The organism is Paenibacillus sp. 37 (assembly GCF_008386395.1).
Taxonomy (GTDB): Bacteria; Bacillota; Bacilli; order Paenibacillales; family Paenibacillaceae; genus Paenibacillus; species Paenibacillus amylolyticus_B.
This window is the reverse complement of the sequence record NZ_CP043761.1, coordinates 6,612,735-6,634,340: the sequence shown is the minus strand read 5'-3', so window position 1 is coordinate 6,634,340 and position 21,606 is coordinate 6,612,735. Positions and strand designations below refer to the sequence as shown.

The following is a 21,606-nucleotide window of genomic DNA, read 5'->3' as shown; positions in this document are numbered from 1 at the left end:
ACACTTCGGGTACAGAAAGCCTTCCGATCGCGTAAATGCGAAGCATATGCTTTCGAAGTAGCTTTCCTCTGGAAAGCTTTTAACTCCATTTCTTCAGGCTCTTTCTGTCCCCTTCGTGCACGTGGCGCTATTCATCCAACTTATATGACATCTGTTATTTCATCTACAGATAAGAATATCAGACTTGAGGGATGGATCAAAATGCCACAACCTTAGTCCTTCACTGCCCCTGCGGCAATATCCGAAATAAACTGGCGGCTGATGAACAGGAACATAACGATGAGTGGAATGACGGCAAGCAACGTACCTGCGATGACCATCGCATAGTCTGTGTTATACAGTCCGTTTAATTGAGACAACGCAATCTGCAACGTATATTTGCGTTCATCCGTCAGGACGATCAAAGGCCACAGATAATCATTCCATACCCCGATAAAAGTGAACGCGCCGAGGAAAGCAAAGGCAGGTCGCAGAATTGGCAGCGCTACGTTCCAATAGAGCCGGAAGAAATTACAGCCGTCGATGCGGCCTGCATCCAGCAGATCGTTTGGAATCGACTCTGTCGCATACTGGCGAATCCAGAAGATGCCGAAGGCGTTCACCATGCCGGGAATAATGAGAGCTTTGAAGGAACCGACCCAACCGAACGTTGCCATCAGTACGAAGGAAGGCACCAGCGACAGCTGGGAAGGTACCATCATGGTCGCGAGCAGCAGGATGAAGAGCCATTTTTTGCCGGGAAATTCAAACTTGGCAAACGCAAACCCCGCCAGTGAGTCAAAAAACAGTACAAGTATGGTCACGAGGCCCGACACAAACAACGTATTCAGAAAGGCGCCCCAGAAATCAATTTGCTGCAATACCCGCGTAATATTATTCCATAGCTCACCCCCGAACCAGAGCTGCGGTGGGAACTTGTAGATATCGGACGTTGTCCGGGTAGACATTACAATCAGCCAATAGAACGGGAACATGGATATGAGCATGCCCCCGATAAGACCGGTATACAACACCAGCGATTTGAGGTGTTTGGTCGCCATGAGCGCTCCCCCTTATCACATCAGGATGATTTGCCTTGAACAAGCTTCCAGTTCACAATCGAGAACAGGGCGATAATGAGGAACATGCCCCAACCAACGGCAGCGCCATAGCCGAAGTAATTGTTAATGAAGGATTCACGGTAGAGGTACAATACAATCGTCATGCCTGCTGCACCAGCGCCGCCATCATTACCTACCAATACTTGCGGCTCGGTGAACAGCTGCATTCCGCCTATCGTTGATGTAATGACTGTAAACAGGATCACAGGACGCAGCATCGGAATTGTAATTCGGAAAAAGGACTGTATCGCTGATGCGCCGTCAATCTTGGCCGCTTCGTATAATGTCTGCGGAATACTTTGAAGTCCGGCCAGATAGATGACGGCGTTATATCCGGTCCAGCGCCAGACCACCATGGAGGAGATTGCGACTTTGATGCCCCATGGTGCATTAAGCCATTCCACAACAGGTAGCCCGACCGACTGCAACAGATAATTGAGAAAGCCATAATTGTTGGCAAATAAAGCACCGAAGATAATGGCTACCGCTACGATGGACGTGACGTTTGGCAGGAAATAACCGACCCGAAATAATGTACGGAACTTCACAAATGGTGCATGCAGCAGAAAGGCAATAATCAGCGCGAAGAAGAGCATCGGAATCGTCGAATAGATCCAGATCATGAACGTGTTGCCCACGGCTTGCCAGAACTCGGCATCGGTCAGCATGTATTTGAAGTTGTTGAACCCGTTGTACGTCATGACACCGATGCCATCCCATTTATGAAAAGCCAGATAGAGTGAGAATCCAATCGGGAACAGGCCAAATACCGCAAACAGAATATAAAACGGCGATATCGCAACATAAAGTGCACGATGCTCCCACATTCTCGCCCATAGTGACTTCTGCCGATCCAGATCAGGTCTTGCATTTCCGGGATCGGGAGTAAGACGAGGTTCAGTTACAGCCATATGAATTCCTCCTTTGCGGATAACGAAACCACACGTTCTTCAGGTTAACGCTGCAATTCCCGCTCGACGCGGTGTACCGTATCTGTCCAGACCTGCTGTGGATCGGCATTTTGCTTCGCCACATCATTCAGCCGTCGGGTGATAATGTTGTGTACGGATGGGTATCTTTCGCCAAAGAAAGCATCCGGCACCTCCTGTGCCGATTCGGCAAATACAGGCCCTGTCGCCTGTCCGCCGAAGAAAGGTTCTTTTTCTTTCATGGCAGGATCATCAAATACACCTGGTGCGGAAGGGAACAGGTTCAATGTCTGATATTGCTCCAGTTGATTTTCGGGACTTTGCAGCCAGCGAACCAGTTCAAAGGCTTCCTGAGGATGTTCACTCGACTTCAGGATGGACAGGAATGATCCCCCGTTGTTGCCATCCCCTCCCGGAGCCCGAGCTACCCGCCACTTCCCGGATGTATCCGGTGCAGCTTCCTGAAGCACTTGCTTCATCCAGACAGCACCCACGAACGAGGCGACTTCACCGTTATTCATCGCTGCGTTCCAGCCTGGAGTCCAGCCGTCCGCATTGGCAAGCAGTCCCTTCTCTTTGAAAGCTATGGATGTATCCCAGCTTGTTCGCACCAGAGCAGAATCCATGCCGATGAATGAACCATCTGGACGGAAATAACGTTCAGCGCCTTGTGACAACACTTGGTTGTAAACGCTTCCAATGTTATCGGTCAGAAATACCTTGCCTCCGAATTTTTCCTTGATCTTCTCTCCGGCAGCAGCATAAGCATCCCAGCTGTTAATCTGACGTGTAACGTCCTCGGGATCAGATGGTAATCCGGCTTCCTTGAACAGATCTTCTCGGTAAAAGAGAGCGGTTGGCCCCGTATCCATCGGGAACCCGATCATCTGTCCACTCGGCGTAACGCCTTGCTTCCATTTCCACGGCAGATACTGGCTTTCAATATCTCCAGCGCCAAGATCATACAGATTATAGAAACGGTCCTCACTGGGGAATAGCTCCATGATCCAGTCGTTCAATGCCACAATGTCTGGTTCACCTGAGCGTGCAGCGAGTGTTGTTTTGAGCTTTGCTTTGAAATCACCGCCGATTTTCTGAGCTGTCAGTTCAATGTTGGGGAACTTTTCCTTAGCCCTGGCAATCAACTTATCATCAATGGAACGGTTCCAGTACCATAATGTAAGCGTTACCTTTTTGTTGTTCGCTGAATCGTCCTGTCCGGGCCAGATGGAGCATCCGCTTATGAGCAGGACGCAGACTATCAGTATGGCTGTCCAGCATGTTCTTTTCCGGCGGATCATGTGCATTACCCCCTCATCGTTAAGTTCGAGGCATGAAGTGCTTTGGACTACAACATTAGTGTATGAGCAGTTTATAAACTCATACCCAATATTCCTGAAATGAAACACATATTTGTGTCCGTTGCGTAACATAAATTGGGTAGTTACTTTAAAAATAAAAGTTACTTGACACATTATAATTTTTATTCTAAACTAACTTACATAAAGTAACTAATGATGATGAGAATAATATAGATGCGTACTATATAACATCCAAGTGATCCATTTTCACGCTGGGTGCGAATCAATCAACATACAAGTTGGCCTAAACAGGAGGAACGACAATGATCAATTCACATATTATTCAACTGCTTGCCCCTAAAATTCAGACTTTTCCGAGTGGAAAAGAGTTTATATACCTGGTGGGACCAATCAAGCTTCCGGTTAACCTCGATGGGGAGACCAAGACATTCCAGTGGTACAGCTGGATGAAATCGGACAAAGCGATGGAGAGCGGCGAGTTAATCGAATCCCTTGCTGAGGCTGAACTAGCAGAGCGTCAACAATCCAGTGTTCTGGTGTACGGTGACTTTGCTGAAGCACAAGAAGCGCTGATCCGGATGCATAGCATCTGTCATACAGGCGACATCTTTGGCAGCAAGCGTTGTGATTGTGGCTTCCAATTGGAGCAATCCATGAAAATGATCGCCGCTCACGGAGCGGGTGCACTGTTCTATCTTGCGAATCATGAAGGCCGTGGCATCGGTCTGTTCAGCAAAGCCATGGCGTACATTTTGCAAGAAGAAGGTCTGGACACGGTAGATGCGAACTTGCAGCTCGGATTCACGGACGATGCTCGTAATTATGACGATGCGATTTCTGTGCTGCGTGCACTTCGCTCCGCACCGGTTACATTGATCACGAACAATCCACGGAAGCTGGCTGCTTTGCAGGAAGCAGGATTGAATGTGGGCGGACGTGTCCCACTGTGGGGAGATCGCTCTGCATTCAACGAGAAATATCTGCAAACGAAAGTGAACCGTTCTGGTCACTTGGCGGAAAGTGATGGCTGGGCTGGGGCAGAGACGCTGCTTCCGCATGCGCAGGCTTAATCTTTATTCATTGAACATATACGATTAGCTGATTAGCCGTTGTTGTACTCTCCGCTATGGAGAAGTATACAGCGGCTTTTTTGCATGGATGACAGGGTAGCGATCAGGTTTCCCTGATTCATGGAATGGCTTGCCGTTCCGACAGTGCGGATTATACAATATAGTCATCTGATGAATGCGGGAGGAACCAAGGTGCCATTTGAGGGACAACGTATATTGCCTGCTGCGAAGAGCATGAAGCAGTTTGAAGCGATCATTGAAGGCCCTTATACCTATGGGGTGATGCTGGAAACGCATATTGCACAGCTTCAGAGTGTAATGGATGAGGCGCGGCGGTATGACAAAAAGATACTTTTGCATGCAGATCTGGTACAGGGATTAAAAAACGATGAGTACGCGGCAGAGTATCTGTGTCAGCACATTCGCCCGGCAGGACTGATTTCGACTAGGGCAAGTGTCATCCAGAAGGCGAAGCAGAAAGGCATCACAGCCATTCAGCGTGTGTTTCTGCTGGATACCCATGCACTGGAGAAAAGTTATCTGTTGCTGGCCAAAACCCAACCTGATTACATTGAAGTATTACCTGGCGTCATTCCGCATATTATTGCGGAAGTATCTGTGCGTACAGGGATACCCATTATTGCGGGGGGATTGATCCGTTCACCTGAAGAGGTTGAATTTGCGCTTGGCGTCGGGGCTACGGCAGTGACCACATCCAACGCAGAGCTGATCCGACATTTTGAGAAATCGCTTACAAATTAAAAAATAACCCACAACAGGAGGTTGGCTGTATGGAAAAATATATATTGGCTCTGGATCAGGGAACGACAAGCTCCCGAGCTATTCTGTTTAACCGTGGCGGAGAGATTGTGCACATTGCACAGCAGGAATTCCCCCAGTATTTCCCCAAACCGGGCTGGGTAGAGCAGAATGCCAACGAAATCTGGAGTTCCATTCTTGCCGTGATGGCTTCATGTCTGGCAGAGAGCGGAATCAAACCTGTTCAGATTGCCGGAATTGGAATTACGAATCAACGTGAGACTGTTGTGGTATGGGACAAAGAAACAGGCAGACCCATCTATAATGCAGTGGTTTGGCAATCCAGACAGACCGCAGATATCTGTGAAAAATTGAAGACGCAGGGTCTCGGGGACCTTTTCCGCCGTAAAACAGGATTACTGATCGATCCCTACTTCTCGGGAACAAAGGTGAAGTGGATTCTGGATCATGTCCCTGGTGCCCGGGAGCGGGCCGAGAAGGGTGAATTGCTCTTTGGCACGATTGATAGCTGGTTAATCTGGAAACTGAGCGGGGGTACACATGTCACGGATATATCCAATGCCTCACGTACCTTGATCTATAACATCTATGATCTGCAATGGGATGACGAATTGTTGGCTATCCTCGGCATTCCTAAGGCCATGCTGCCAGAGGTACGGGGTTCATCCGAGGTGTATGCACACACAACAGATTATCATTTCTTCGGTCATCGGATTCCGATCGCGGGAGCAGCAGGAGATCAACAGGCAGCGATGTTTGGTCAGGGCTGTTACACCAAGGGCAGTATGAAAAATACATATGGTACCGGTTGTTTCATGCTTATGAATACGGGAGAGAACCCGGTACAATCCAATCACGGACTGATTACGACGATTGCCTGGGGGATGAATGGCAAGGTTGAATATGCGCTCGAAGGCAGCATTTTTGTTGCAGGTTCAGCGGTTCAGTGGCTGCGTGACGGATTAAGAATGCTTCGCTCTTCAAAAGACAGCGAGGATTACGCCTCACGTGTGCCTTCCACAGATGGCGTTTATATGGTACCTGCCTTTGTGGGACTGGGCAGTCCATATTGGGATAGTGAGGTTAAGGGTGCGGTGTTTGGCCTGACCCGAGGAACGACGAAGGAACACTTTATCCGTGCTACGCTTGAGGCGTTGGCGTATCAGACCAAAGATGTACTGGAGGCCATGGAATCCGACTCGGGTATTCCCGTGCATGCTCTGCGTGTGGATGGAGGAGCGGCGGCGAATGATTTTCTCATGCAGTTCCAGAGTGATATTCTGGGCATTCCTGTCGAACGCCCAACGGTGAATGAAACGACTGCATTGGGTGCGGCTTATCTGGCAGGATTGGCGGTTGGATATTGGACGAGTGCGGATGAATTGACGGATCATGAGAATACGGAGCGTGTCTTCAAGCCTGTTATGGCTGAGCAACAACGGACAGAACTGTATGCAGGCTGGAAACGTGCAGTGAACGCAGCAATGGCTTTTAAATAAAAGAAATGAAATGAATATTTCTTGGTGTGGGTATTTGTACTTTTTAACTAAACATATGTTATAAATGATATTTACTGGTGGAAAATGATGCATGATTTACAGGGTTATTCTTCCTGGAGAAGGCAAAATCCATACCCACTATAAGGAAAAAAACAAGGTTAGTGGATTCATTTGAAATTCCATCCTTTGGCAGAACAACTTTTTGAATTTTTTTTGAATAATGTGTCATTTCAGGACTTCACGCCGTCAAAAATCTGTGATAGGATAAAGGCACAAGTTAAAAAATGATGTCTGGAGATCGGGAGGGACCACGTGCCGCTCAGCAATTGCTGAGCGAATGACGTGGTCCTTTTTTTGTTTTTTTTACGGAAAAGTTGAGAAAATCAATAGGAGGTTCAAGAATGACAGAAACGTTCTCGTCAGCATACCGGACCGAATATTTGCAAAACATGGCGAATGTACATTTTGACGTATTAATTATTGGTGGTGGAATTACAGGCGCAGGGATTGCATTGGACGCAGCTTCCCGTGGATTGAAGACGGCGCTTGTAGAAATGCAGGATTTTGCAGCAGGTACATCCAGTCGTTCGACCAAGCTTGTCCATGGCGGATTACGATATTTGAAGCAATATGAAGTGAAGATGGTTGCTGAGGTAGGACGGGAGCGGGCTGTAGTTTATGAAAATGGGCCACATGTGACCACACCGGAACCGATGTTGTTACCGATCTATACGGCTGGCACGTTCGGCCGCTTCAGCACATCCATTGGACTGATGGTGTATGATCGGCTCGCCGGGGTGAAGCGCAGTGAACGGCGCCAAATGTTGAATGCTGGAGCGGTGTCAGACAGTGAACCTTTATTACGCAAACAGGGGTTGTTGGGTGGTGGACTCTATGTGGAGTACCGGACTGATGATGCCAGGCTCACCATAGAAGTGTTGAAAGAAGCTGTCAAACGTGGGGCACAGGCAGTGAACTACGTCAAGGCGAAAGATTTCCTGAAGGAGAATGGCAAGATTACAGGTATTGAAGCTAGGGATCAGATCGATGGGCAGATATATACGCTAAAAGCAAGCAAGGTGATCAACGCTTCCGGCCCCTGGGTGGATGGGCTGCGGGAATTGGATGGTTCGCGCAAGGGGAAAACGCTACAGATGACCAAAGGCATTCATTTGGTCTTTGATGGTGAACGATTCCCATTGAGGCAGGCTGTCTATTTTGATACACCAGATGGTCGAATGGTATTCGCTGTCCCACGTGATGGCAAAACCTATGTAGGAACAACCGACACTGTATATCAGGATGATCCTGCACACCCGCAAATTTCCGACTCAGATCGCGATTATGTGATCGATGCAGTCAACGGCATGTTTCCAGATGTACACATTGGTACCGAGGACGTGGAATCCGGATGGGCCGGTGTACGTCCACTCATTCATGAGGAAGGCAAGAATCCTTCCGAAATTTCACGTAAAGATGAAGTCTGGGTATCCGATTCCAATCTGATTACGATTGCCGGGGGCAAGTTAACCGGATACCGTAAAATGGCCGAGATGGTTGTTGATCTGGTCGCACGCCAGATGGAGCAGGAGAGTGGGCATTCCATAGGCCCTTGTGTAACGAAGAAGATGCCCATCTCCGGCGGTGACGTAGGGGGATCGGCTGGATTTGTATCGTATGCGGAGCGCAAGATCAAGGACGGTGTTGCCCTCGGGCTTGCCCGACCTGCTGCGGAGCGGCTGGTTCGCACGTATGGTTCCAATGTGGAGGCACTGTATGAGCGAATGCCCGATCCACGCACCAAGTCCGAGCTTCATGGCATGCCACAGGAGCTATTGCTGATGCTGCTTTACGCGATTGATGAAGAGATGGCTGTAACCCCGTCTGACTTTTTGGTACGAAGAACAGGTGATTTATTCTTCCGTATTGATGAAGTTCGTCGCTATAAAACAGCGGTTATCTCGTATATGGCAGGTCGTTTGAACTGGTCTGAAGAGGAAGAGGTTAAACATACACAGGAACTGGATCAGCTGTTGCTGGAAGCATCCGGCAAAATCTGAGGCAGGATTTCAAGGTCAAGAGTCGAATGGAACATGTAAGCGTGTAACATAGAGAGGGGATTACATCCATGACATTACAGATCGGAATCATTGGAACAGGCTGGTTCAGTAAGGTACACGCGGATATTCTCGCACGGATGGAAGGTGTTCGTGTTGCGAGTGTCTGTGGAACATCGCTCGAAAAGGCAGAGGCTATGGCCTCCGTTTATGATGCAGTTGGTTACGGGGAACTTGAACATATGCTGGATGGTGAGAAGCTGGATGCGGTGTATATCTGTGTGCCTCCGATGTCTCACGGGTCGATTGAGTCCGAATTAATCCGCCGCGGTATTCCATTCCTGGTGGAGAAACCTTTGAGCACCGGAATGGATGTTCCGCGTCAGGTGTTGGATCAGGTGCAAAAGAGCGGATTGTTAACCTCTGTAGGATACCATTTCCGTTATCAGGAGGCCGCGCAGGTCCTGCAGCAATCGATGAAAGAACAGACGGTCGGCATGGCTCTTGGCCGCTGGATGGGCGGAATGCCAGGGGTCGCCTGGTGGCGGCGTCAGGACGGTTCAGGAGGACAATTCGTAGAGCAGACTACACATATTGTAGACTTGCTTCGGTATTGTGCAGGAGAAGTTACGGAGGTATATGCTGTAGCAGCTCAGCGAAGCATGCATGAGAAGCATGAGCATGTGACCGTAGCAGATGTGGCGAATGTGACGCTCAAGCTGGAAAGTGGAGCGATTGCCAGTATCGCCAATACATGTCTGTTGCCAGACGGAGAGGGCGGCGCAGGGCTCCAGTTCTACACGGATGCAGGCGTGTGGGATTGGACGCCAGAACGTTTGCTTCTGCCAAGTGCGGCAAAACATGCGATGGCAGGTCTGGAGATTCCGGCAGGACATAATCCATACGAGCGTGAGAATGAAGCGTTCATTCACGCCCTTCGTACGGGAGACCGTTCACGAATTCTGTCCGATTATGCGGATGCCTGCCTTACACAGGAGATTACAACGGCGGCCTTGGCATCGGCAGATTCCGGTCTGCCGGTACAGCTTCAGCCTTCAAAATATCTCTCTCATTAATAAAAGTTGAACGTAATATAAATACGCCTGAATCAGGGAATGATCCGCAGATCGGCCCGATTCAGGCGTATTTGTGTTGAGTAGAGATTATTGAACAGCAATTCAACTACTCGGATTTCTGCTGTTTCAACCAGTCGGATGACCAACTGTAGATCTGATCAATGACAGGTTCAATGGCTCTGCCTTTAGGTGTTAATTCATACTCTACACGGGGAGGTATCTCGGGAAACATGTGTCGGGTTACGATACCTTCTGTCTCCATTTCCTTCAAACGCTCCGATAAAAGTCGTCCACTGATCGCCATCTCTGCTTCAAGCTCCGTAAACCGTTTGGGTCCGGACAACAGTTGGTACATGATTAACAGTACCCACTTCTTTCCTATGATGTCTATGGCTTGAGTGATCATACAGGGACTTGGTGCTTTTACTTTTTTTAGCTTCAACGTGTTCACCTCGATTCATGATTATTTTCTTCGCAGGTTGTATATGAAAGGACATGGTTTCTGCCGCTTTAAGAATATAGGACATCCAAGTAAATGAGGGTTACTACAAAATATACTGTAACATACCTTTTGTATGTATTATACATCATACAGTGAAAAATTACTTGAAGAAATTATATTATTATTATATACTAACTTCACAAAAGTAAGTTGGTGATAAATAATACGTATAATATGAACGCGTACCATTCTGAAAATTAAACTCGGCTGAACGGTTGAAAACAGAGTGACCTTTGGGAACTTTAACATAGATTCTTTTTTTACAATGGGCAGCAAAAATAATCATTACATAGTAGGAACATATAATTTGTTACAGGAGGATATACACATGAACAAGATTTTGGGTTACGTTTTTCTGGTTGTGTTAGCAGGTGTTTTCGTCATGACAGGGTTTAACAAGATTAGTGGGGCAGACATGATGATTCAGACATTCGAAAGTTTCTCTTATCCGACATGGACGATGTATTTGCTCGGGGCTGCGGAGTTGCTTAGTGCAGTAGGATTGCTGATTCCGCGTACTCGCATCCTGGCTTCAGGCATACTGACATTCATTCTGATTGGGGCCGTGGGAAGTCATCTGATCTATGCACAATACGCTGCTGTTCCGTTCCCGGCTGTGTTGTTGGTAGCTAACATCATTGTTCTGGTGGTAGGCATGCGCAGATTGGAAGCGGAAGAAGAAGGCCAGATGGACGCGATTCAGGCGTAAGTTAATGATAAGAGGGAACATTATTGGGCTATTTACCGAGGAAAGGGTATTCCTGTCAAAAGGAATGTAAACGCGGATGCCTATGCAGAAGATGACCACTGCCAGTAAGCGGTGGTCATCTTTTTTTATGTAAGACTTCGCGTGGCACGTCTAACGATTCGCCGTGTATATTGTGTATCCGACTGCTGAGTCCAAGTGGCACAGACCTGCCGCACCCACTCTGGATTGGTCTTGCTGGCGTCGTTCAGCCAGTTACTTAACGAATCCTGTACATACTTATGGGCATCGGATTTCACCGCGTCAAGCAAGGGAAGGGCCATGGCCGGATTTTCTTTTAACTCCTGAATATGCTTGGTCCAGACGCCACGAGGTCTGATTGATTCTATGGCAAAGCGACGGATCAGTGGATCAGGGTCAACGCTCCATGGGATTAACTGCTGCAGGGCTAAGGATAATTCGGCAGAGATGGACTCCCGTACAGCCATCCAGGCGATTTCTCTTACACCAAAGTGATGATCTGCTCCAAAGGGCCGAATATGCTTCAACTTTTCAGTCAGGTTCAGACCAGAATTCAGCCCAATGATATAAGCCGCCCAGCAGCGAACACTGTCTGAACGATGCTCTGCAATGGAACGAAAGAGATCCGTTTGTTCATTCATGGTTAGACGATTCAACAGATCAAGCCATTGCATGGCTATGGCCGGGATGATTTTCATGATTCGCTGCTCATCCATCTGTGTTAACTGCTCTGTAATTGCTCTGGTTTCGGTATCCATTCCCCATTCATGGGTAACCTTCTGAAAAAGAGAAACATGATCTACAGCCAGCCATTCGGTCAGATTGACAGATTCGATATGTCCTGCTTGCAGCCAATTGCGGATATGCTCAGGGATCTCCGTTGCTCTACGGGCACCTTTGCGAAGAAAAACGTCTTCAGGGATAAATAGATCTGGCTTAGCATTCAACAGTATATTCCTCCTTAGCTGTATAGCATCATGAGTTATACAGTACAACTTGCTGGAGAAAGGGGATGTAAGGCATCTTACAAGTGGGCAGTGATTTTCCGAAGGGTAGCGATTTCGTCACGATGAAGGGAGACCGATTTGAATCCGGTACGAATACGACCTGCTTTTGCCAAGTCTTGCATGACAATCGTAACCGATTCCCGTGTAGCCCCCGCCATCCAGGCAATCTCCTGATGGGTAAGTGCGAGTTGAATCTTGCAGAACTCATCTTCTTCGATCCATCCCATCTGTTCAGCCAGGCGGAAGAGATTATGTAGCACCTTTTCATGCAGGTTTCCGAGTGCGAGCGTCTGTGTCAACTCACTCATTTGCTTGATCCGCTCGCTTAGTACGTTCATCAGTCTCATCATAAATTGTGGATGTTCAATCAAAAACTGTTCAAAACGTTGTTTGTTCATCAGGCAAATATCACACTCCTCCATCGTTTCGATATAAACGGCGCGTGTTCCGAGTGAGATTCCGTTCATTTCTCCAAACACGTTACCTTCCGTCAACATATCGAGAGTGAACTGTTTGCCCTCCGGATTTAATGTATATAAACGAACCTTTCCCCGTTTTACAAAATAGAAACCCTCCGCAAACGTATCCGGTGTCTGGATCTGTCTGTTTTTGGGTATGGTCGTGATAGAGGTCATCCCATCCATTTCAATCAGGTCTGCCTCGGATAAGGAGGACATGAGGTCGAATTGTGATAAATACAGAATTTTATCCATAGAACTCCTTTCCATTACAAGTTGAATAAAAAAAGAAGAACCCACGAAAAACAACGGGTTCTCTTGCAGCGGGACTTCCTGATCGGAAGGTCTTCTGACTATAAATGATCGAATGCCATTTTGATTATAGTAACTTTTTTAATTGAGAGACGCGTCCTTGGCTGATGCCAAGCTTTTCCGCAATTTGCTGTTGAGCCAAACCGGGATTCTGTTCAACAATTTCTTTCATCTGTTGCAGCATGCGTGCCGTCTTTGGCCGCAGGTCCGGATATTCTTGGTTGTCAGCTGTGGTCCCTTCTTCCCTAGCGGGAGATGAGACTGGGGCGGATTTGGAAGCAGGACGCTCCACGGGTGCAGGAGCCTGTTTGTTCTGAGGTACGAACCAGTCGGGAGAGTCATCCGGGTGTTTTAATTGAATTGCACAAGTCCTGCAGATGAATTGTTCTTTGAAATACATTTCCGTATCTACATCACCGCAAAAAATACATAATGTTGATTTGTACTTTCTTAAAATCAACTCTTTCCCTTCAATGAAAAACTCAAGCGGATCGCCGATATGGATTTCCATCGTATCCCGCATTTCTTTGGGAAGGACAATTCGTCCAAGACGGTCCAGAGATCTCTTCATTCCGGTTCTTTTCATCGCATCTCCCCCGCAATATTCACAATTAAAAACCTGTCCTTATTGTAAGGAAGAAAGGGCTTTAATACAACAATAATATTTCAAAAAAGTGGAATAATGCCATCTATTATGGAAAAATAAGTTTGGAAAGGACGGGTGCAACGGCTAAAGTGAACAATGCAGCGAGCACCATGGAGATGCTGGAGATGGTACCGGTCAGGGAACTCAGTTCAAACGCCTTGGATGTCCCTGTGCCATGGGCACCGGTTCCAAACAGTGTGCCTCGTGCAATCTCCCCATCGATGCGCAGCATTTTGACAATAGAAGGGCCCATAATCACTCCGAGCAGACCAGTCATAATAACAAAAACAGCTGTCACTGCGGGTATGCCACCGATGGTGGCGGATACGTTCATGGCAATTGGGGTGGTAATCGATCTTGGGATCAGACTATGAATGAGACCGGAATCCAGGCGCAACCATTTGGCGAGCAGGGCAGAAGAGAGTACGGCAACGACTGAACCGGTCATGACACTGAAGACAATCTCGGAAATATGTTTTTTGAGTACATGGAAAAAGGTATAGAGCGGAACGGCAAAAGCCACGGTGGCCGGTTGAAGAAGCAGACTCAGCCATTTGCCGCCACTGCTATACGTGGCATAATCCGTTCCGGTTGCAAGTAATATGCCAACGACAAGTAGTGGCGTAATGAGCAACGGAGACAGGTACACTTTCGGCAGATTACGATACATTCGTTTGGCGACCCCATAGATACCGACGGTTAACAGCAGGCAGAGAAATCCAATCATCCGGTGTGACGCTCCTTTCGTTTGGCAATTCGTGTAGCAACCAGGCCTGTGCAGGACATGACCAGGAATGTACTAAGCAGTACGATGAATAAAATCTGCAATCCGTCATGCTCCAGCATGGGCATATAGTTCATGATGCCAACGGCTGACGGGATAAAAAATAACAATAGTTCACCGAGCAGCCAGGCAGCCCCAACTTCAATCCAACGCAGCTTCACGACACGAGTCTGAAGCAGAATGAATAACACAACCATACCGAGTATTGAACCGGGTACAGGAAGATGGAGAGTACGGGCCAGCAGGTCCATAAGCAGTGAAAAAACCATTAAGAGCGCAACCTGTGCAATACCAAGGCCCCATTTTTTCACTTCAATCCCTCCTTATATAATCAACGTAATCGTTTAATTTTTTTTGAAAATGTTTCATTTGATATCACAAATTTTACATGGCATTCTTTCATGAGTAAAATGCATATTAAGAATGTTTACTATTCCATTTATCTATGAGAGGTGGGGATCAACCGATGGATATCCGCCATTTGCAATATTTTCTGGAAGTTGCCCGGCAGCAGAGCTTCACAAAAGCCGCCGAAGTTCTGTATATCACCCAGCCCACGATCAGCAAGACGGTCAAGAGTCTTGAAGAGGAATTGGGGATCACGCTACTGGACCGTTATGGAAAAAAGGTGGAACTAACCGATGCAGGTCATGTTTTTTTTCGGCAGGCACTGGAGATTGAAAAATCATTCCGTAGTCTGTCGTCAGAATTGGACGATCTGATGAACTTGAAAAAAGGCCATCTGCGGATCGGCTTGCCGCCAATGGTAGGATCAAGCTTTTTCCCCATGATCATTGGTGAATTTCACAAAGCCTACCCGCAGGTGACCATTCAACTGTTTGAGGATGGCGCCAAAAAAGTGGAGGCTGATGTGATCAGCGGTGCACTGGATATTGGCGTTGCCGTACTGCCAACCGTGGATGAGCTGTTGGATCATTTTGTGTTTGTGAAAGAGAAGCTGAACCTGCTCGTACACCCTTCACATCCACTTGCGGAGAAAGAGTCGGTCGCGCTGCATGAACTGGAAAACGACGCCTTTGTGCTGTTCCGGGAGGATTTTGCATTGCATGACCGGATTATTGTGGCTTGCCAGCATGCGGGGTTCCAGCCCCGTGTGGTATATGAGAGCTCTCAGTGGGATCTGCTCAGCGCGATGGTTGCCGCCAATCTGGGTGTAGCCTTACTGCCGGAGACGATCTGTCGTGAGGTGGATCATATGCGTGTACGCATCATACCCGTGGTGGAACCGGTGATTCCATGGCAGCTCGGCATGATCTGGCGGAAGGATCGTTATCTTTCATTTGCCACGAGAGAGTGGATTGCATTCACACAGTCGATGCTGGGTGAGTAAGGGAGTGATGGGAAGGTTATTCTGTCATTGTAGTGCCCAGAGCAAATACTCTTTTGTTGACCCCGGATCGTTGTTACAATGGAAGCATAATCATGATGGAGGTGTACGAACATGAAACTGCGGGTATCCGCTGTACAATACCAATTGCACACAATCAGCTCGTTTGAGCAGTTCGCCGCTCAGGCTGAGCATTACATACGGACAGCGAGCGAATACGGAACCGAATTTGTGCTGTTCCCGGAATTTTTCACAACGCAGTTAATGTCCATTGGGGACAAACAAGGCAATGCACTGACGATTGAGGATCTGCCGAACTATACGGAACAATATGAACAACTGTTCACTTCACTTGCTGCCAAGTATTGCATGCACGTCATCGGGGGAACCCACGTCATTCGCCGTGAAGGGAAGCTGTATAATACAGCCCACATGTTCTATCCAGATGGTCGCATCGCTCGCCAGGACAAGATTCACATTACACCAACCGAAGTCCAGGAATGGAATATGGCTCCCGGAGAGGGACTTGAGGTGTTCGACACGGACAAAGGCCGTATTGCCATGCTGACCTGTTACGATATTGAATTCCCGGAAATTGTACGGATGGCCAAAGCCAAAGGCGCTGACGTGATCTTCTGTCCTTCCTGTACGGACGATCGTCACGGATTCTACCGTGTGCGTTATACGAGTCATGCCCGTGCGGTAGAGAATCAGGTGTATGTTGTGTTAACCGGAACAGTGGGTAACCTGCCGACCGTTGACTTCATGCGTGCCAACTATGGACAGGCTGCCATTATTACGCCGAATGATATCCCATTCCCGCCACGTGGCATTCTGGCCGAGGGTGAGATTAACAACGATATGATCGTGACCGCCGATCTGGATCTGGACTTGCTGTATGAGGTGCGTGAACGTGGATCGGTAACGACCTGGCGTGACCGCCGTACCGATCTGTATACCGATTGGGTTTAGGCAACTACGTTTAAAACCGAAGCAAAACAGAGTTTTGGAGTTCATTTGTCAGTGGAAAGGGGTGAACCGGCAACATGTATACGAAAGAAATGCTGATCACCGACCCGGAGCGGAATGGTAAAAGGGTAAAAGCAGTCGTTCGCAATTATATTGCAGCCGACTTTGAGGAACTCATTCGCATTCAGGCGGAGAGTTTCCCTCCTCCTTATCCGGAAGAGCTGCTCTGGAGTCACGAGCAGCTCACCAGTCATGTGCAGCATTACCCGGAGGGTGCCATCTGTATTGAAGTCGATGGAGAATTGGCTGGCTCAATGACCTCGCTACGGATGCAGTGGGACCCTGCACATCCAGCAAGTCATACCTGGGCCGAAGTAACGGATGACGGTTATATTCGTAACCATCAGCCGGATGGCAACACGCTGTATATTGTTGATCTCTGTGTTCGTCCAAAGTACCGAAAATGGGGAATGGCTCAGTTGATGATGCAGGCGATGTACCATCTTGTGATTGCACAGGGTATGGATCGGTTACTAGGCGCTGGTAGAATGCCCGGTTATCATCTGGTTGCAGACCAACTGTCTGCGCAGGAATATCTGGATCAGGTAACAGCGGGAGAGAGGCGTGACCCGGTGATATCGTTCCTGCTTCGCTGTGGCCGCATGCCCGTTGGTGTGACCGCAGACTATCTGGACGATGAGGAATCCTGTAATTATGCTGCCCTGATGGAGTGGCGGAATCCGTTCAAATAAAAAATATTAAATGAAATACATCATCAATCAAGGGGGTATTTATCCATGGAATTTACGCGTATTACATCCATTAAAGATCCATTGTTTGCCCAAATGCACAAGTTGATGCAGGAGATTTTCCCGCGGGAAGAAGTGCTGGACTTCTCCCTGTGGGAAGAACCGCTGGAAGATCCGGGTATACGGGTGTTCGTGGCTGTACATGAGGGACAAGTTGTTGGGGCGACAGAATACCGTTATTACGAGGATTGGAACGTGGCCATGACGGACTTCACGATTATTGGGCGCGAAGGACTGGGAATCGGCAGTTTCCTGGCGAATCACCGCAAGCGTGATCTGCAAAAGCTGGCTGCAGCAAACGGGAAAGAATTGTTCGGTATGTTTGCCGAAATCTATAACCCTTATCTGAGTCAGGATCACGAGTTTGGCGGTATCAAGCCGATGGACCCGTATGTACGTCGTGAAGTATTGTCCCATCTGGGATACCAGCGTCTGGACTTCCCGTATGTTCATCCATCCTGGCAAGGGGATGGTGAAGCGGTTGGCGGATTGGATCTGTGCTTCATGCCAGGTGATGAGTCGCTTGGTGAACTGCCAGCAAGTCTGGTGGCTGATTTCCTGAATCGATATTATGCTGTACTTCCTAATAAACCACAAGAATGGCTTGCCATGGTAGAACAATTGACTGCTCGCAAGTCGGTTGCGCTACTGCCGTTGTAATCATATGAAAGACCCGAGCCTGGACTGGGTTCGGGTCTTTTTTGTTTATTTTTCAGAATAAACAAGATAGTATTTTCTTTTGTTTGGAATATGTTACCATAAATATGGAAGATATGTGTTTCTATTATTCACTTTTTATTAAGGAGGGGATTAGATGAGAAAAAGCAGAATCTTATTGATATGGATGCTCGCTTTATTTTTAACAGCCTGCAGTTCGAGTGACGATGCTTCACTACCAGATGCACAGGAGAGGGAACGTGAGGATGCCATAAATACCGAACAAATGCGGAAGGAAAATGAACTGCTGAAGGAGCAGGTACGTAACAACCAGAAGAGAAAAGATGAAAAAGACGCAACAGAGCAAGAAGAAATAGAAAGTTTAAGAGAAACGCTGAACATAACGTTTAAACTGATGGCGGCGATGCAATCCAATAACTATACATATCTTGAATCGGTGTCTTCTCCGAATATAGAAATATCGCAGCAGAACAATATCATTATTTCGAAACTGGAACAGGGGGATTACGAAGTACCTTTTCTGCAAAACGTTAGCCTGAATAATTTGGAGTATCGTGGATTTAATCCTCTGGATTCAGATCGTGTCATTTTACATATGGCTACAGTATGGTCTGATGGAAACAGTGCATTGGATTTCTATTTTATTCGTTCCGAGAAAGGATATTGGCTCTTTAATGGTCTGCTTACGAATGGATAGGCCACTAGTCTGGTTCTGAAAATAAATAGCGACCGTTCTCTCTATGTTAAAGAGGAGGGTCGCCGCATGGATGAGTTCGAGTGAAAAGATTCAATTATTGTTTAGCCTTTCGGTCCGGTAACTGGCTTAAATAACTGTTGGACAAGTGTGCAAGATCCAATGCTCGATCATATTGATCCTTCGTTATAAACCGTGAAGAAGACAGCCCACTGTTATTGGGTGTGGCGATAGTTGGAGATTCCTCATCTCCCGAAATCTGAGGTGTCTCGTCTGACGGAACACCTGTCCGTTGTTGCCCAGCATCCTGTCTGCCTGCATCAGCTAGGGAATAATGCGTCCCGTCCCCGTATCCTTTTGCCGGAATGAAGAGAGAAGCATCGTTTAGCACCGACCCGGAAGGAAGGTAATAACGTTCGGGTAGGAGATTTCCACCTTCGTGTAACAAATCCTGTCCGAAGTGTAATTGGTCCTTCAGTGATACTCCGGTGAGTCCCGCAATCGTTGGCAGAATGTCCACCTGGCCTCCGATCTGTTCCAGTTGTACACCCGGGGTAACGCCCGGAGCCGAGATCATGAGCGGAATATTAATCATATCTGCTGATGTGTATTCCCGGCCATACAACTCTTTCATAAGGACTTTGTCATCCTTATCCAGTGAGTAGATGGGAAGTCCCAGGTGATCCCCGTACAAGACGAGCAAGCTATTTTCCCATAATCCCCGTTCTTTCAATCCAGCAATCAACTGTCCAACTGCCTGATCCGCATAATGCTGTGATATCAGATAATTACCGGGCAACGTATCCTTGTAACGTTCTGGCAGCGTCAGCTTTACCTTGTTTTTAGGCAAAGTGTACGGGTGGTGGGCTGACATAGAAATGATATGGGCATAGAAGGGATTGCCCGAAGACTGCATGGATTCCAGCTTATCCAGTGTCTTGGAATACAGTACTTCATCCGAGGCCGAAAAGGCGATAGAGTCCTGTGTGCCGAAATAATCAATATCATAATACTGGTCGAACCCTAGTGCCTTGTATAACTGATCCCGATTCCAGAAACGAACATCATTTGTATGGAATGTGGCTGTCTGATATCCGTTTGCTGACATCAACTTGGGTAGACTCGGCAGAGCTTTATCCGCATATACAGTTGTTGCTGCCCCGTTCGGTGGGGTGTAGAACGATGTGTTCACAACAAATTCTGCATCCGATGTATTTCCCTGTCCCACTTGCTGATAGAAGTTCGGAAAATACAGGTTCTTTCTAGCCAATTGATTCAGGTTGGGCGTGATCTCCTGTCCATCTACCTCTAATCCAATCAGAAAGTTCTGAAACGATTCCAACTGGAGCATAATCACATTGCGTCCGCTCGCGGCACCCTTCTCCAAAATTGCAGGAAGTTCGGTCGTTTGCTTCAGTTGGTCGATGTCAGTCTGATCAATCTGAGCAATGGGCACAGGTTTATCAGGTCGATCCAGGATGGTATACGCCTCGTAACCGAGGATGCCCATCTGTTCTGCTTGTGTAAGCTCACTCATGCTGGCCCGATTGGGATAGATGTTAAGCATGCATAGGATCATGGACAGGATCAGAATGACCGAAGCGACCCGTCTTCTGGCACGTCGTTCAAGTGGAATACGGTTTGGGCGTTCTGTACTCCCGAGCTTGATCCGACGACGAGTGAGTATCCCCCCAATGATCAAAACGTCTGCAAAAATAAACAAATAATAGGGATCAAGTAAAGAGAACATACTGCTCTTGACTGAGGTCACCTGATTCACCTGTGCCAGCGCATGATAGTTAACGATTACGCCATAGTATTTGTAGTGCATGATGGCTGCAAAGAAAATCCCTGAAAGCAGCAGATCCACGGCAAGGTACATCCACATCCGTCGCTTGGCAGCAAACCACTCAATTAGACAGAAGCCGATCCAGATGAGCGGCAATTCGGTCAGCAGTGGTTTCCAGACAGGGATGTCATCGAAGATAACAATCCAGGCAAGTGAGCTTTTGATCATCATAATAATGGTAAAGAATATAAAAGGTCCGCTTAGAAATCGGGTGAGTGAACTGCGTGACAAGGTACCGCCTTCCCTTCCGAAGTTTCATTTAACAAGTATTATCCTATCTCAGCATGGCTGTGTCAAAAATGAGAGCCTTCTACAATTGACGGCAAAAAACCTCTTCCATGCAGGAAGAGGTTTGAAAAAAACATGGGCTGCTGCGTTAAAAGACAGGTGAGACCCAATCCGTTATTCTATCGTGTACGTTGTGACGTAAGAAGGTCTGGGGAACATGGTGGGCTTCTGTGCAGTCAGCCCTTCGCTTGTACTGCGGTTTCGGTGAGCGTGACTATAGGCTTGGGATTCCTGCCAGCCTTTGAAATGTTCCTCCGACTGCCAGAGTGTAAGTACAACATACGTATCATCCTTGAGAGGGCGAAGCACACGAATACCGACAAAACCAGGCTCGTCTTCTACCTTGCGGGCACGGTTCTTAAACCGTTCTTCGAAATCGTTACGACCATCCTCTGTGACAGGGATATTGTTCAGAACAGCGTAACCACCGCCAGTCCAGGAGCCTGCGGCATCAAAAGCTTCATATGCGGCTATTTTATCATCAGACTCGATATTCATCAGGCGTTCTGCGGATTCAATAGCCAGACGCACATGCTCTTCGCTTCGCAAAGTTAGATGCGGGTACGCAGCAAGTGCATCCGGAATCGGTGAAGGAACCAAATAGATATACATAGAAGCTGCCTCCTCATTAAGTACATTCTATTTCAAGATAGCATATGGGATTGTACGAGTCCAATCAGCGAGTCAACTGGTTTGAGTACG

22 protein-coding genes are annotated in these 21,606 nt (G+C 47.6%); 11 read left to right on the top strand and 11 right to left on the bottom strand.

The window, feature by feature from the left end:
- Positions 1 to 212: 212 nt before the first annotated feature.
- The 3 genes from F0220_RS28420 to F0220_RS28410 form a co-directional block, all read right to left on the bottom strand.
- Positions 213 to 1,040 carry a carbohydrate ABC transporter permease gene (locus tag F0220_RS28420; protein ID WP_036612996.1) on the bottom strand — a complete coding sequence of 276 codons (828 nt, stop codon included), beginning with the start codon at positions 1,038 to 1,040 and terminating at the stop codon, positions 213 to 215.
- 20 nt (positions 1,041 to 1,060) lie between these two features.
- A complete protein-coding gene (locus F0220_RS28415; RefSeq protein ID WP_091013252.1) occupies positions 1,061 to 1,927 on the bottom strand; it encodes a carbohydrate ABC transporter permease in 867 nt (288 codons plus the stop codon).
- A 128-nt stretch (positions 1,928 to 2,055) separates the two neighbouring features.
- Positions 2,056 to 3,330: an ABC transporter substrate-binding protein gene (locus F0220_RS28410; RefSeq protein ID WP_149846860.1), complete on the bottom strand. Its 1,275-nt coding sequence runs from the start codon at positions 3,328 to 3,330 to the stop codon at positions 2,056 to 2,058.
- Positions 3,331 to 3,653: 323 nt separating this feature from the next.
- On the opposite strand from F0220_RS28410, the gene F0220_RS28405 reads away from it, so the two are divergent.
- From F0220_RS28405 to F0220_RS28385, 5 genes are all read left to right on the top strand, one after another.
- Complete coding sequence (locus F0220_RS28405) at positions 3,654 to 4,421, top strand: GTP cyclohydrolase II (protein ID WP_149846859.1); 768 nt, start codon at positions 3,654 to 3,656, stop codon at positions 4,419 to 4,421.
- Between the two features lie 192 nt (positions 4,422 to 4,613).
- On the top strand, positions 4,614 to 5,183 hold the full coding sequence (locus tag F0220_RS28400; RefSeq protein ID WP_149846945.1) for a glycerol-3-phosphate responsive antiterminator: 570 nt from the start codon (positions 4,614 to 4,616) through the stop codon (positions 5,181 to 5,183).
- Between the two features lie 29 nt (positions 5,184 to 5,212).
- The gene (gene glpK, locus F0220_RS28395) at positions 5,213 to 6,700 is read left to right on the top strand and encodes a glycerol kinase GlpK (RefSeq protein ID WP_149846858.1); all 1,488 of its coding nucleotides are present in this window, start codon (positions 5,213 to 5,215) and stop codon (positions 6,698 to 6,700) included.
- Positions 6,701 to 7,101: 401 nt separating this feature from the next.
- Complete coding sequence (locus F0220_RS28390) at positions 7,102 to 8,760, top strand: glycerol-3-phosphate dehydrogenase/oxidase (protein WP_274599291.1); 1,659 nt, start codon at positions 7,102 to 7,104, stop codon at positions 8,758 to 8,760.
- Positions 8,761 to 8,828: 68 nt separating this feature from the next.
- Positions 8,829 to 9,833 carry a Gfo/Idh/MocA family protein gene (locus tag F0220_RS28385; RefSeq protein WP_149846857.1) on the top strand — a complete coding sequence of 335 codons (1,005 nt, stop codon included), beginning with the start codon at positions 8,829 to 8,831 and terminating at the stop codon, positions 9,831 to 9,833.
- A gap of 106 nt (positions 9,834 to 9,939) precedes the next feature.
- Here the strand turns inward: F0220_RS28385 and F0220_RS28380 are convergent, their stop codons facing one another.
- Positions 9,940 to 10,239: a winged helix-turn-helix transcriptional regulator gene (locus tag F0220_RS28380; protein ID WP_026081419.1), complete on the bottom strand. Its 300-nt coding sequence runs from the start codon at positions 10,237 to 10,239 to the stop codon at positions 9,940 to 9,942.
- 424 nt (positions 10,240 to 10,663) lie between these two features.
- Between F0220_RS28380 and F0220_RS28375 the strand changes: the two genes are divergently transcribed.
- Positions 10,664 to 11,044 carry a DoxX family protein gene (locus tag F0220_RS28375; RefSeq protein WP_051447288.1) on the top strand — a complete coding sequence of 127 codons (381 nt, stop codon included), beginning with the start codon at positions 10,664 to 10,666 and terminating at the stop codon, positions 11,042 to 11,044.
- A 125-nt stretch (positions 11,045 to 11,169) separates the two neighbouring features.
- Here F0220_RS28375 and F0220_RS28370 read toward each other — a convergent pair whose 3' ends face one another.
- From F0220_RS28370 to F0220_RS28350, 5 genes are all read right to left on the bottom strand, one after another.
- Positions 11,170 to 12,009 carry a DNA alkylation repair protein gene (locus F0220_RS28370; RefSeq protein WP_149846855.1) on the bottom strand — a complete coding sequence of 280 codons (840 nt, stop codon included), beginning with the start codon at positions 12,007 to 12,009 and terminating at the stop codon, positions 11,170 to 11,172.
- A gap of 77 nt (positions 12,010 to 12,086) precedes the next feature.
- On the bottom strand, positions 12,087 to 12,782 hold the full coding sequence (locus tag F0220_RS28365) for a Crp/Fnr family transcriptional regulator (RefSeq protein WP_149846854.1): 696 nt from the start codon (positions 12,780 to 12,782) through the stop codon (positions 12,087 to 12,089).
- Positions 12,783 to 12,906: 124 nt separating this feature from the next.
- Positions 12,907 to 13,425: an AbrB/MazE/SpoVT family DNA-binding domain-containing protein gene (locus F0220_RS28360; RefSeq protein ID WP_047840820.1), complete on the bottom strand. Its 519-nt coding sequence runs from the start codon at positions 13,423 to 13,425 to the stop codon at positions 12,907 to 12,909.
- Positions 13,426 to 13,531: 106 nt separating this feature from the next.
- Positions 13,532 to 14,212, bottom strand: a complete 681-nt coding sequence (locus F0220_RS28355) for an LrgB family protein (RefSeq protein WP_047840819.1) — start codon at positions 14,210 to 14,212, stop codon at positions 13,532 to 13,534.
- Positions 14,209 to 14,580, bottom strand: coding sequence for a CidA/LrgA family protein (locus F0220_RS28350; RefSeq protein WP_017691758.1), 372 nt, complete (start codon positions 14,578 to 14,580; stop codon positions 14,209 to 14,211). The genes F0220_RS28355 and F0220_RS28350 overlap by 4 nt, the downstream gene beginning before the upstream one ends.
- A gap of 155 nt (positions 14,581 to 14,735) precedes the next feature.
- Between F0220_RS28350 and cidR the strand changes: the two genes are divergently transcribed.
- From cidR to F0220_RS28325, 5 genes are all read left to right on the top strand, one after another.
- The gene (cidR, locus tag F0220_RS28345; protein ID WP_149846853.1) at positions 14,736 to 15,620 is read left to right on the top strand and encodes a cidABC operon transcriptional activator CidR; all 885 of its coding nucleotides are present in this window, start codon (positions 14,736 to 14,738) and stop codon (positions 15,618 to 15,620) included.
- 111 nt (positions 15,621 to 15,731) lie between these two features.
- Positions 15,732 to 16,589: a carbon-nitrogen hydrolase family protein gene (locus tag F0220_RS28340; RefSeq protein ID WP_149846852.1), complete on the top strand. Its 858-nt coding sequence runs from the start codon at positions 15,732 to 15,734 to the stop codon at positions 16,587 to 16,589.
- A 74-nt stretch (positions 16,590 to 16,663) separates the two neighbouring features.
- Positions 16,664 to 17,338, top strand: coding sequence for a GNAT family N-acetyltransferase (locus F0220_RS28335; protein ID WP_149846851.1), 675 nt, complete (start codon positions 16,664 to 16,666; stop codon positions 17,336 to 17,338).
- 45 nt (positions 17,339 to 17,383) lie between these two features.
- Positions 17,384 to 18,055 (top strand): GNAT family N-acetyltransferase, encoded by a 672-nt coding sequence (locus F0220_RS28330; protein WP_149846850.1) that lies wholly within the window; start codon positions 17,384 to 17,386, stop codon positions 18,053 to 18,055.
- A gap of 154 nt (positions 18,056 to 18,209) precedes the next feature.
- Positions 18,210 to 18,770 (top strand): hypothetical protein, encoded by a 561-nt coding sequence (locus F0220_RS28325; protein WP_149846849.1) that lies wholly within the window; start codon positions 18,210 to 18,212, stop codon positions 18,768 to 18,770.
- 94 nt (positions 18,771 to 18,864) lie between these two features.
- Here F0220_RS28325 and F0220_RS28320 read toward each other — a convergent pair whose 3' ends face one another.
- On the bottom strand, positions 18,865 to 20,847 hold the full coding sequence (locus tag F0220_RS28320; protein ID WP_223199800.1) for an LTA synthase family protein: 1,983 nt from the start codon (positions 20,845 to 20,847) through the stop codon (positions 18,865 to 18,867).
- 171 nt (positions 20,848 to 21,018) lie between these two features.
- Complete coding sequence (locus F0220_RS33340) at positions 21,019 to 21,516, bottom strand: antibiotic biosynthesis monooxygenase family protein (protein ID WP_076253722.1); 498 nt, start codon at positions 21,514 to 21,516, stop codon at positions 21,019 to 21,021.
- Positions 21,517 to 21,606: the final 90 nt, after the last annotated feature.

Coding starts and splice junctions, on each gene's coding strand:
- F0220_RS28365 (WP_149846854.1), bottom strand. CDS start 12,782: ATGGATAAAATTCTGTATTTATCACAATTCGACCTCATGTCCTCCTTA.
- F0220_RS28385 (WP_149846857.1), top strand. CDS start 8,829: ATGACATTACAGATCGGAATCATTGGAACAGGCTGGTTCAGTAAGGTA.
- F0220_RS28355 (WP_047840819.1), bottom strand. CDS start 14,212: ATGATTGGATTTCTCTGCCTGCTGTTAACCGTCGGTATCTATGGGGTC.
- glpK (WP_149846858.1), top strand. CDS start 5,213: ATGGAAAAATATATATTGGCTCTGGATCAGGGAACGACAAGCTCCCGA.
- F0220_RS28335 (WP_149846851.1), top strand. CDS start 16,664: ATGTATACGAAAGAAATGCTGATCACCGACCCGGAGCGGAATGGTAAA.
- F0220_RS33340 (WP_076253722.1), bottom strand. CDS start 21,516: ATGTATATCTATTTGGTTCCTTCACCGATTCCGGATGCACTTGCTGCG.
- F0220_RS28405 (WP_149846859.1), top strand. CDS start 3,654: ATGATCAATTCACATATTATTCAACTGCTTGCCCCTAAAATTCAGACT.
- F0220_RS28340 (WP_149846852.1), top strand. CDS start 15,732: ATGAAACTGCGGGTATCCGCTGTACAATACCAATTGCACACAATCAGC.
- F0220_RS28330 (WP_149846850.1), top strand. CDS start 17,384: ATGGAATTTACGCGTATTACATCCATTAAAGATCCATTGTTTGCCCAA.
- F0220_RS28360 (WP_047840820.1), bottom strand. CDS start 13,425: ATGAAAAGAACCGGAATGAAGAGATCTCTGGACCGTCTTGGACGAATT.
- F0220_RS28380 (WP_026081419.1), bottom strand. CDS start 10,239: ATGATCACTCAAGCCATAGACATCATAGGAAAGAAGTGGGTACTGTTA.
- F0220_RS28410 (WP_149846860.1), bottom strand. CDS start 3,330: ATGATCCGCCGGAAAAGAACATGCTGGACAGCCATACTGATAGTCTGC.
- cidR (WP_149846853.1), top strand. CDS start 14,736: ATGGATATCCGCCATTTGCAATATTTTCTGGAAGTTGCCCGGCAGCAG.
- F0220_RS28390 (WP_274599291.1), top strand. CDS start 7,102: ATGACAGAAACGTTCTCGTCAGCATACCGGACCGAATATTTGCAAAAC.
- F0220_RS28420 (WP_036612996.1), bottom strand. CDS start 1,040: ATGGCGACCAAACACCTCAAATCGCTGGTGTTGTATACCGGTCTTATC.
- F0220_RS28325 (WP_149846849.1), top strand. CDS start 18,210: ATGAGAAAAAGCAGAATCTTATTGATATGGATGCTCGCTTTATTTTTA.
- F0220_RS28375 (WP_051447288.1), top strand. CDS start 10,664: ATGAACAAGATTTTGGGTTACGTTTTTCTGGTTGTGTTAGCAGGTGTT.
- F0220_RS28415 (WP_091013252.1), bottom strand. CDS start 1,927: ATGTGGGAGCATCGTGCACTTTATGTTGCGATATCGCCGTTTTATATT.